The organism is Bradyrhizobium sp. CCBAU 25338 (assembly GCF_028128965.1).
GTDB lineage: Bacteria > Pseudomonadota > Alphaproteobacteria > Rhizobiales > Xanthobacteraceae > Bradyrhizobium > Bradyrhizobium liaoningense.
On sequence record NZ_LFKY01000021.1, the window covers coordinates 1 to 11,265 of the forward strand.

2 protein-coding genes are annotated in these 11,265 nt (G+C 65.3%); both read left to right on the top strand.

Annotated elements, in window-relative coordinates; genetic code table 11:
* Positions 1–260 (top strand): phosphopantetheine-binding protein (locus tag ACM42_RS08575; RefSeq protein ID WP_271527521.1); only part of this gene is annotated, 260 nt, incomplete at its 5' end.
* The coding region (locus tag ACM42_RS08580; RefSeq protein ID WP_271527522.1) for a non-ribosomal peptide synthetase at positions 253–11,265 on the top strand (11,013 nt) is incomplete at its 3' end. The genes ACM42_RS08575 and ACM42_RS08580, both read left to right, overlap by 8 nt.

Here is an 11,265-nt window from a genome sequence, read left to right on the forward strand (position 1 = left end):
CCGACCTGCTGCGCCAGCCCGACATCGGCGTCACCGACAATTTCTTCGAGCTCGGCGGCGATTCCATCATCGCCGTCCAGCTCGTCAGCCGCATCAAGCGTGATCTCGGCTACGACCTGCCGCTCAACCGTCTGTTTGAAATGACGACCGTTGAAACCATGGCGACTGCGCTCGACGTGGAGGGCGAACCCGACAAGCGGAGCGGCGACATCGCCGCGATGCTCGACATGTTGAAGGAAGTCGAACTGTCCGATGAGTGACACGGCAACCACGCAAAAGCAGCAGCTGCGCGACATCTCACGGCGCCTGATGCGCCTCGATGCCGGCAAGCAGCACGCATTCCTTTCGCAGCTCGCGGCAAAGGGCGTCAATCTCGCCATGCTGCCGATCGTGCGCCAGGAGCGCAAGCGGGCGCCGTTGTCCTTTGCGCAATCGCGCCTCTGGTTCCTGTGGCGGATGGACCCGGGGAGCGCCGCTTACAACATCTCTGCGACCGTGCGCGTGCGCGGCACGCTGAAACCGCGCGCGCTGCAACAGGCGTTCGATGCGCTCGTTGCCCGTCACAGTGCGCTTCGCACAGTGTTTCAGCAGGAAGGAGATCAAGCCGAACAAGTCGTCCGCGATCCGCAACCGGTCGCATTGCGGCACCTAACCCTCGACGGCGATGACCGCGAAGGGCAGGCGCGCTTGCTGGCGCGGCAGGGAGCTTCGCTGCCGTTTGATCTCGAAACCGGCCCCCTGATGCGCGCGGCGTTGATGACTCTGGATGAAGGCGACCACTTTCTCGTCGTCAGCCTGCACCATATCGTGGCCGACGGTTGGTCGATGGGCGTACTGGTCGACGAATTCTGGAAACTGTACGCGGCGTTTGCGTGTGGTGAAACACCGGCTCTGCCGGCGCAGGAGATCGATTACGCCGACTACGCCGAATGGCAACGGCTATGGATGAGTGCGGTCGATGGCGCGCTGCAGGTCGACTACTGGACTAGGCGTCTCGCCGATCCGGCCGTGCTGCAGCTACCGATCGACCGGGCCCGACCGGCGGTCCCGGACCTTGCGGGGTCGGCACGCCGCATTTCGCTCGATCCGGCGCTGGCCGATGATTTGCGTGCTCTGGCGCGGAGGCATTGCACGACGCTGTTCGTCGTCATGCTGGCCAGTTTTAAGCTGCTGCTCTATCGCTACACGGGCCAGTCCGACATCAGCATCGGCGTGCCTGTCGCCAATCGGTACCGCGACGAAACGCGTGGCGTGATCGGCTTGTTCGTCAACACCCAGGTTCTTCGCACACAGATCGGCGGCCGAGCGGCGATCGCGGACTTCATTGCGGAAGTCCATGCGGCCACGATCGAGGCACAGGAACACCAGGACCTTCCGTTCGAGCGACTACTCGAGATCCTCCAACCCGCGCGCAGCCTGAGTCAGAACCCGCTTTTTCAGGTCCTTTACAATCACCAGCATCGTCGGGCGTCGGGCAATCCACCGGATCGGACCGGCCTTCAGATCGAAAAGATCGACGCCGACGTTGACACGGTTAAGTTCGATCTCGCGCTCGATACCGAAGAGGGACCGTCGGGCGAGATCCGCGCGATCTTCACCTACGCGAAGGCGCTGTTCGAGACCTCCACGATCGAGCGCCTTGCCACGCATTGGACCACGATACTGAAGGTGATGGTTGCCGACGACATGCAATCGATCGCCGATGTGGCGCTGCTTTCCGAAGAGGAACTGGAGAGGCTGCGCCAGTGGAACGATATGGATGGTGGAACGAGCGGTACACCGTTCATGCCGGTTCACCGGACTGTCGCACGGCTGGCGACTAAAACGCCCGATGCGCCGGCGCTGGTCTTCGGCGAGGATGAAATTACCTATGCCGAGCTCAACCGGCGCGCCAATCGCCTCGCGCACCACCTGATGCGCGTGGGCGTCGGGCCCTCCGACCTCGTCGGCATCTCGGCGCGACGCTCGCCACATCTCGTCGTGGCCCTGCTCGCAATCTTGAAGACGGGTGCCGCCTATCTGCCGCTCGATCCTGAGCATCCAGCGAGGCGGCAGGTCGGTACCATGCGTGATGCCGGCGCGCGCGTCGTGCTGGTTGACGCGGATGGTTCGGCGCTGACGCCGGCGCCGCCCGGCATTGAGGTCGTTCACCTCGGTGGGATCGACTTCGCGGGGGAGAGCGAAAGCGATCCGGAGATTGGGCTGGCTGCGACCAGCCTTGCCTATGTGATCTACACCTCGGGCTCCACCGGTATCCCGAAAGGCGTCGCGGTCGAGCACGGCCCGTTCGCTATGCATTGCGAGGTGACGGCCGGGCTTTACGACATGAACCGGCACTCGCGCGAACTGCACTTCCTGTCCTTCACCTTCGATGGAGCACATGAGCGGCTTTGGACCGCACTGACCTGCGGCGCCGCACTGGTGATGCGCGATGCAGACTTATGGTCGGCCGAGCAGACCCTCGACGTCCTGCGCCGGCAACGCGTCACCAATGCCGGCTTCCCGCCCGCCTATCTACAACAGCTCGCCGAATTCGCGATGTGGCGCGGCGATCCACCGCCGGTGGAGCTCTACTCGTTCGGCGGCGAGGCGATGCCCAAGGCCGGCTTCGACAAGGTCAAGCGTGCGCTCAAGCCGCGGACATTGATCAACGGTTATGGCCCGACCGAAACCGTGGTGACGCCGCTGGTCTGGAAAGTCGATGCCAGCGAGGAGATCGATGGCAATTACGCGCCGATCGGCCGTCCGGTGGGGCGCCGCTCGGCCTACATTCTGGACAATGATCTCAATATCGTCCCGGTCGGCGTGACCGGCGAACTGTTCATCGGCGGCGAGGGACTTGCGCGCGGCTACTGGCGGCGTGCCGAGCTGACGGCTGAACGCTTCGTCCCAGATCCGTTCGGTACGCCGGGCACGCGGCTTTATCGCACCGGCGATCTGGCGCGGTGGCGTGCCGATGGCGTGATCGAATATGTCGGCCGCTCCGATCATCAAGTTAAGATCCGCGGCTTCCGGATCGAGCTCGGTGAGATCGAGGCATGGTTGATGCGGCAAGCCGGCGTGCAATCGGCTGTCGTCATTGCCCGCGAATCCGACGTCAATCGCCAGCTGGTCGGCTACGTCGCCGGCGATGGGCCGTTCGACGAGGCGGCGATGCGCGCGGCGCTTTCGGACGAGTTGCCCGATTACATGGTGCCGGCCCGCATCGTGCGGCTCGAGCGGCTGCCGCTCACCGCGCATGGCAAGGTGGATCGCGACGCCCTGCCGGCGCCCGGGACGCTCTTGGAGACCGCCGCATACGTGGCGCCGCGCTCGCCGACCGAGGCGGCTCTCGCCACGATCTGGGCAGAACTGCTCGGTCAGCCCGTCATCGGTGTCGAGGACAATTTCTTCGAGCTCGGCGGCGATTCCATCATCTCGTTGCAATTGGTCGGCCGCGCCCGTCAGGCGGGACTGCTGATCGAGCCGCGTGACGTCTTCCGGCATCAGACTTTGCGGGATCTGTCGCGCGTCGCGCGGCGTGAAAGCAAGGCGGAAGATGTCGTCGTCGAAGGCCATGTCGAGGGCCGCGATCATCCGCTGCTGCCGATCCAGTTGCGGTTCTTCGGCGAGGACGCAGGGGACCGCCATCACTGGAACCAGGCCGTCCTGTTGATGCCGAAATCGCGGCTCGATTGGGAGCTTGTCGAACGCACGCTCGCCGGTCTCGTCGCTCATCACGCGGCCTTGCGCCTGCGCTTCGAGGAGATCGATGGCGGCTGGCGCGCGAGATATGGCGCAACGCCGGCAACGTCGGAGCTGATGTGGGTTCGCAGCAACATCCGCGATGCTGCCGCAGTCACGAAAGTGGCCTCTGAAGCCCAGGCCAGCCTCTCGCTGGCCGGACCGTTGCTGCGGGTGGTCGGTATGGACCTCGCGGACGGCAGCCAGCGGCTTCTGGTGGTGGTGCATCACCTCGTCATCGACGGCGTGTCATGGCGCGTGCTGCTCGAAGATTTTGCGGCTGCGTACGATCAGCTCTGCCAAGGCGCGGCTTCGGTTGCGTTGGCGCGGAGCGAACCCTATTCGTCCTGGGGCGCGCGGTTGCATGCCTATGGCGGTAGAGACGAGCTGGCGGCCGAGTTCGGCTACTGGCTCGAACGAGGCTCACATGCCGAGTTTCCCTGCGACGACGATCATGGTGAGGTCGACCGGGTTGCCGAGGGTGAGGAGATCCTGCTGGCATTCGACGCGGGACTGACGACACGCCTCCTGAAGGAGGCGCCGTCCGCCTACCATACCCAGGTGAATGATCTTCTGCTTGCTGCGCTTGCGCGAGCCGTGTCTCGCTGGAGCGGCATCGAGGATGTCATCGTCGAACTCGAAGGGCATGGCCGCGAGGATATCTTCGCAGGCATGGACGTGTCCCGCACCATTGGTTGGTTCACCACGGCTTTTCCGGTGCGCCTTGCCGGTGGCTCCGGCGACGACGCTGCGCTGATCAAGTCCGTCAAGGAGGAACTTCGCGCCGTTCCCAACCGCGGGCTAGGTTACGGCGTCCTGCGCCATCTCGGCACCGAGGCGCAGCGTAGCGCGCTGGCGACAAGTTCCGAGCCGCGAATCGTCTTCAACTATCTCGGTCAGTTCGATTCCAGCATGGGCGAGAGCGCGCCGTTCCGGCTCGCGCCAGAAAGTTTCGGACCGACGCGCAGCGACAGCGCGCCGCTTGGCCGCTGGGTGAGCATCAACGGCCAGGTCAGCGAGGGGCAATTGCGCCTGTCGTTCAGCTATGGCCGCAGGCGTTACCGGCGGGCAACGATCGAACTCCTTGCGCAGCACTATGCTACAGCCTTGCGCGAGCTGATCGACCACTGCACCGCTGGCGCCCGAGGCGTGACGCCGTCGGACTTCGCGTTGTCGGACCTGGACCAGGCCGAGCTCGACGTGCTGGTCGCAACGATCGACTGTCGCGAGATCGAGGACATCTATCCGCTGTCGCCGATGCAGCAGGGCATGCTGTTCCACGCTCTGCGTGATGGCGAGAGTGGCAATTACGTCAACCAGATCGGCCTGGAGATACGCGGCCTCGATTCTGGTAGGCTGCGCGCAGCCTGGCACGAGGTCAGCTCACGGCATGCGGTATTACGAACCGGATTTGCGTGGCGCGAGCTGTCGGGGGCGGCACAGCAGGTGGTCTATCGCTCTGCGCATCTGGCGTTCGAGGAAGAGGACTGGCGCACGCAGGCGGCGGCCATGGACGATCAAGAGCTCCGGGCCGCGTTGGCGCGCGTCTCACAAGCCGAGCGCGCCAGGGCGTTCGACCTGTCGCAGGCGCCGTTGCAGCGGGTCCGGCTGATCAGGCTCGACGACGCGCGCCACTGGCTGATCTGGACGCACCACCATATCCTGCTCGACGGTTGGAGCGCGGCGCGCCTGATGGCCGAGGTCTTGCAGCACGAGCGCGGCGAGCGGCTGCCTGCTGTGCGGGGCCGCTACCGCGACTATATCGAGTGGCTCCAGAAGCAGGACCGCGAGTCGTCGACATCGTTCTGGCGCACCGCGTTGGCAGAATTGGATGAGCCCAGTCTCCTCGCGGGCACGCTGGGAGAACCTGCAGTCAAAGGCGCATCCGGCCATGGCTCGCTGGACATGCTTCTCACGGCGGACCTGACGGCAAGCTTGCAGGCGTTCGCCAGGCGCGAGCGCGTCACGCTGAACACGCTGGTACAAGGCGCGTGGGCGCAGTTGTTGCGTCGTCACACCGGCCAGCGCGCGGTCTGTTTCGGCGCGACGGTCTCCGGCCGGCCCACCGAGATCAGCGGGGCCGAGGACATGGTCGGCCTGTTCATCAACACGCTGCCCGTCGTCGATCAGGCAAACCCGCAAGAGGAGGTGGGGGCGTGGTTACGCGAGCTCCAGTCGCGCAACATGGATCTGCGCGAACACGGCTGGATGCCACTCTATGAAATCCAACGTCTTGCCGGGCGCTCCGGGCGCGCGCTGTTCGACAATATCCTCGTGTTCGAGAACTACCCGATCGATCAGGCGCTGCGAGGCGAGAGCGAGAGCGGCGGCCGGTTCGGCCGGGTCGAGCAGGTCTCGATCACCAATTATGCGTTGACGGTGGCGGTGTTCGCCAAGCCCGACGGCATCAATCTGGGCTTTCGCTACGACCGCAGCCGCTTTGACGACGATCAGATAAGGCATCTGCAAGCCTCGCTGTCGCGGCTGCTGGCCAGGATCGTGGAGGACGGGTCTCGTCCGCTTGGCGTGCTCGAGAGCCTCGATGCCGACGAGACCCAGGAGGTGCTCGGTTGGAGCGGCTGCGTTGAGCGGGCTCCGAAGACTGGTGAGAGTATCGTCGCGCAGATTGAAGCACGGGCCGAGGCTTCGCCGTCGTCGGTCGCGTTGGTTTTTGGCGACCGCGAGATCAGTTATGGCGCGCTGAATGCGCGCGCGAATCGCCTGGCGTGGCGGCTGCGAGATCATGGGATCGGTCGCGACCGGCTGGTCGGCTTGGCGCTCGAGCGAAGCATCGAGCTGGTCGTCGGCGTCCTGGCCGTTCTGAAGGCCGGCGGCGCCTATCTGCCGCTCGATCCAGACTATCCGTCCGATCGCCTCCTTCACATGCTGCGTGACAGCGGAACAGCGTTGGTGCTGACCCAGGAGCGGCTCTTGACGCATCTGGCGTCTGTGATCGCGGATGCGAATGCCGAATCCTGGACCATCGATGGAGAGGACGAAGCTCGGATCGAAGACTGCGCTGGCAATCCCGATGCAGCGCTCCATCCGGACAGCTTGGCCTATGTGATGTACACGTCGGGATCGACCGGCGTGCCGAAGGGCGTGGCCTGTTCTCATCGCGCGCTTGCGGCGCGGCTTGGCTGGATGCAGGCGGAATATCGCCTCGATGCCGGCGAGACCTTCCTGCACAAGACGCCATTCAGCTTCGATGTCTCGGTCTGGGAAATCCTGTGGCCGCTTGCGACCGGCGCGCGGCTTGCGATCGCGGCTCCGGGCGCGCATCGCGAGCCGCGGCGTCTCGTGGAGGCCGTCATCGCCCATGACGTGACGACGCTGCATTTCGTGCCCCAGATGCTCGAGCATTTCGTGGCCGAGCCCGGCGCAGCGCGCTGCTCCTCGCTCAAGCGCCTGTTCGCGGGCGGCGAAGCGCTGTCGTTCGACCTAATGACGCGCGTGCTCGCGACGTTCCCCGGCGTCCGGTTCGACAATCGCTACGGTCCGACTGAAGCCTTGATCAACGCGACCTACTGGACCTGTCGTGATGAAGGTGCGGCGCGCGTGCCGATCGGACGGCCCATTCCCGGCGTGACGCTCCGTATCCTCGACACGGATCTGAACCTGGTGCCGGCGGGCGTGACCGGCGAGCTGTTCATAGGCGGGGCGGGTTTGGCGCGGTGCTATTGGCGGCGCGGAAAGCTGACGGCGGAGCGCTTTATTCCCGATCCCTTCGGCGAGGCCGGCGAGCGCCTCTACCGGTCGGGAGATCTGGCGCGCTGGCGGGCCGATGGTGCGATCGACTACGTCGGGCGCGCGGATCACCAGATCAAGATTCGTGGCTTCCGCATCGAGCTCGGCGAGGTCGAGGCGCGGCTGCTCGAGCAGCCCGGCGTCCGCTCGGCGGTCGTGGTGGCGCGAGAGATCGGCGCCGGCCAACAACTGGTCGGCTACGTCAGCGGCACGGATGAACTGGAAGAGGCGGGGCTGCGGACGGCGCTGTCGGCCGTCCTGCCCGATTACATGGTGCCGCTGAGAATTGCAGTGCTGGAGCGGCTGCCCTTGATGCCGAGCGGCAAGGTGGATCGCCATGCGCTGCCTGCGCCCGACATGGTCCATGGGAATGCTGAGCATCAGGCGCCACGCACGCCGGCCGAGATCGCCTTTGCGGCGATCTGGGCCGAGCTGCTCGGCCAGCCCGCCGTCAACTTCCGCGACAATTTCTTCGAGCTCGGCGGCGATTCCATCATTTCGCTCCAGATGGTGAGTCGCGCCCGGCGCGTCGGATACTTGATCGAACCGCGCGACGTGTTTCAGCATCAGACGCTGGAGGCGCTCGCGCTCGCGGCGCGGGCCGAGCCGCGTAGCGAAACGCTCGCTGATCAGGCACCGGTCACCGGCCCGCATCCGCTGTTGCCGATTCAGTATCGCTTCTTTGCGGAAGACACGGGAAATCGCGATCACTGGAACCAGGCGGTGTTGCTGCGGCCGAGAGACCGTCTCGACTGGGACGTGATGCGGCGCGCACTTGTCGTCGTGGTCGACCATCACGACGGGTTGCGCCTGCGCTTCGAGGAGAGGCGGGGGAGCTGGCATGCTGAGCACGGCGCCGCTCCGGCGGTGGATGGGATGCTCTGGGTCCGGCACGCGGCCGACCGCGATGCTGTGACTGCGCTGGCATCGTCGGCACAGGAAAGCCTGTCGATCTTCAGCGGAGTGCTGTTGCGAGCGGTCGGCATCGATGTCGCCGATGGCAGCCAGCGTTTTCTGATCGTGATCCACCATTTGGTGGTCGACGGCGTATCATGGCGAATTCTGCTAGAGGACATCGCCTCTGCATACACGCAGCTTGTGCAAGGTGATGCCACGGTCGCGCTTCCGCCCAAGACCCAAGCTTACGCGCTGTGGGGACAGCGCTTGCGAGCCCACGCAACATCGCCTCAATTGGCGAAGGAACTATCTTACTGGACCGGCCGCCATGCAAGTGCGGACATCCCCTGCGACGACGATCATGATGGCGTCGACCGCGTTGCAGATGCCGATGAGGTCCTGCTGACGTTCGAGAGCGAATGGACGCGGCGGCTGCTCGCGGAAGCTCCGTCGGCCTATCGCACGCAGATCAACGATCTTCTTCTCGCCGGCCTTGCACGCGCCGTTTGGCGGTGGTGCGGACAGGATGAGGTCCTCGTCGAGCTGGAGGGGCATGGCCGCGAGCACCTCTCCGGCGACGTCGACCTCTCGCGCACGGTCGGCTGGTTCACGACAGCTTTTCCCGTGCGATTGGCCGGTGGCTCGCAAGAGTCCTCGCTGTTGATCAAGTCGGTGAAGGAGGAGCTTCGTGGCATTCCCGGCCGCGGGCTGGGCTACGGCGTGTTCCGCTATCTCGGCTCGGAAGAGCAGCGCACGGCGCTGTCGCATGTTGCCGAGCCGAAGATTGCGCTCAACTATTTGGGCCAGATCGACGGCGGTGACGCTGAAGCGGCGCTGTTCACGATGGCGGCGGAAAGCGCCGGTCCATCCCGCGATGGATCGAGCCCGCTAAGACACTGGCTGAGCGTGAACGGCACGGTGCGCGATGGCCGGCTGCGGCTGTCGTTCGCCTTCAGCCGCAAGCGCTATCGGCGCGAGACGGTCGAGCGACTGGCCGTGTTGTACGAGGCTGCATTGCGTGAACTGGTGGCACACTGCACCGGCGGCGCTTGTGGCCTGACGCCATCCGACGTGGCGTTGCCGGGGCTCGGTCAGGCCGAGCTCGACGGGCTTGCGCTCGACTGGCGCGAGATCGAGGACATCTATCCGTTGTCGCCGATGCAGCAGGGTATGTTGTTCCACGCAATGCACGACAGCGAGAGGTGGCTATACGTCAATCAGGTTGCGGCGGATATCCGCGGCCTGGATACCGGAAAACTGCGCCGCGCCTGGCTGGCGGCCAGCGATCGCCATGCGGTGCTGCGGACCGGATTCGTCTGGCGTGATTTGTCCGGCGCGCCGCAACAGGTCGTCTATCGCCGTGCGGAAGTGCCCTTTGTTGAAGACGACTGGCGTGAGCGAATTGAAGGGTGGGACCAGACACAGTTGGACGCGGCGCTGGCCGACGTCTCGCGGCAGGAACAGGCCGCGGGGTTCGACTTGTCGCGACCGCCCTTGCAGCGCGTCCGGCTGATCCGACTCGGCGAAGACCAGCATTGGCTGATCTGGACGCACCATCACATCCTGCTCGACGGGTGGAGCTCGGCGCGGCTGATCGCCGAGGTGATGCGGCATAACGGCGAGGGATGTCTGCCGGCGTTGCAGCACCGTTACCGCGACTACATCGCGTGGCTGAGCGACCGCGACACCGATGCATCTGCGGCGTTCTGGCGCAATGCGACGGCCGGGCTGGACGAGCCGAGTTTCCTGGCGGAAAGCCTGGCCGAACGGACGGAGGCGCACTCGTCCGGTCACGGCTCGCTTGCGCTGGAGCTGGATCCTGCGTTGACTGGACGGTTGCAGGAATTTGCGGCGCGCGAGCGGATCACGATGAACACGCTGGTGCAGGCGGCGTGGGCGCAGTTGCTACGACAGCATACCGGGCAGAGGACGGTTTGCTTCGGTGTCACGGTGTCGGGCAGACCGCCTGAGCTCGCCGGCGCTGAAGAGATGGTCGGCCTGTTCATCAACACTCTGCCGGTCATCGACGGCGTCAGCCCACAGCAGACGGTTGGCGCATGGTTGCGCGAGCTACAGGATCGCAATCTGGCCTTGCGCGACTTCGGCTTTACGCCACTCTACGAAATCCAGCGCCTGGCAGGGCGTCCCGGACGGCCGCTGTTTGACACCATCCTGGTGTTCGAGAATTACCCGGTTGATCGCGCCTTGATCGGAAAGAACCGGCAGATCCAGGTCGGCGAGACCCGGATTGTCGAGACCAGCAATTACCCGTTGTTCGCAAGCGTCGGCGTCGATGAGCGCCTGTGCCTCGTCTTCAACTATCAGCGCAAGCATTTCGACGAGGCGCAGATTGCGCGGCTACAGCGGGCCTTTGTCCGGCTGGTCGAAGCGCTGAGCATCGATGCCGGTCGACCGGTCGGCATGATCGTGGCCCGCGATCCCGCGGATGACAGCCTGCTCGGACGGGTGAACGACACGCGCCGAGATGAGCCGCGTAAGGGAATCATTGCACAATTCGAGGCACAGGTCCGGAAGTCGCCGCAGGCGATCGCGCTGGTGTTCGGCGAGACGGAGCTGAGTTACGCCGCGCTGAATGCACGCGCCAACCGGCTGGCGCGGCGCTTGCGCGATCGCGGCGTCGGGACCGACGTGGTGGTCGGGCTGGCACTCGACCGGGGCGTCGAGATGCTGGTCGCGCTGCTCGCCGTGCTGAAGGCCGGTGGGGCCTATCTGCCGCTCGATCCGGATTACCCGCCGGAGCGGCTGGCGCACATGCTGCGCGACAGCGGCGCGGCGCTGGTGCTGACGCAGAAGGACTTGCGCGCTCAGTTCGCCGCCGTGCTGGAGGAGATCGGTGCCGAGGCCTGGCTGCTCGACGGGCAGGACGGCGGAGGTGTG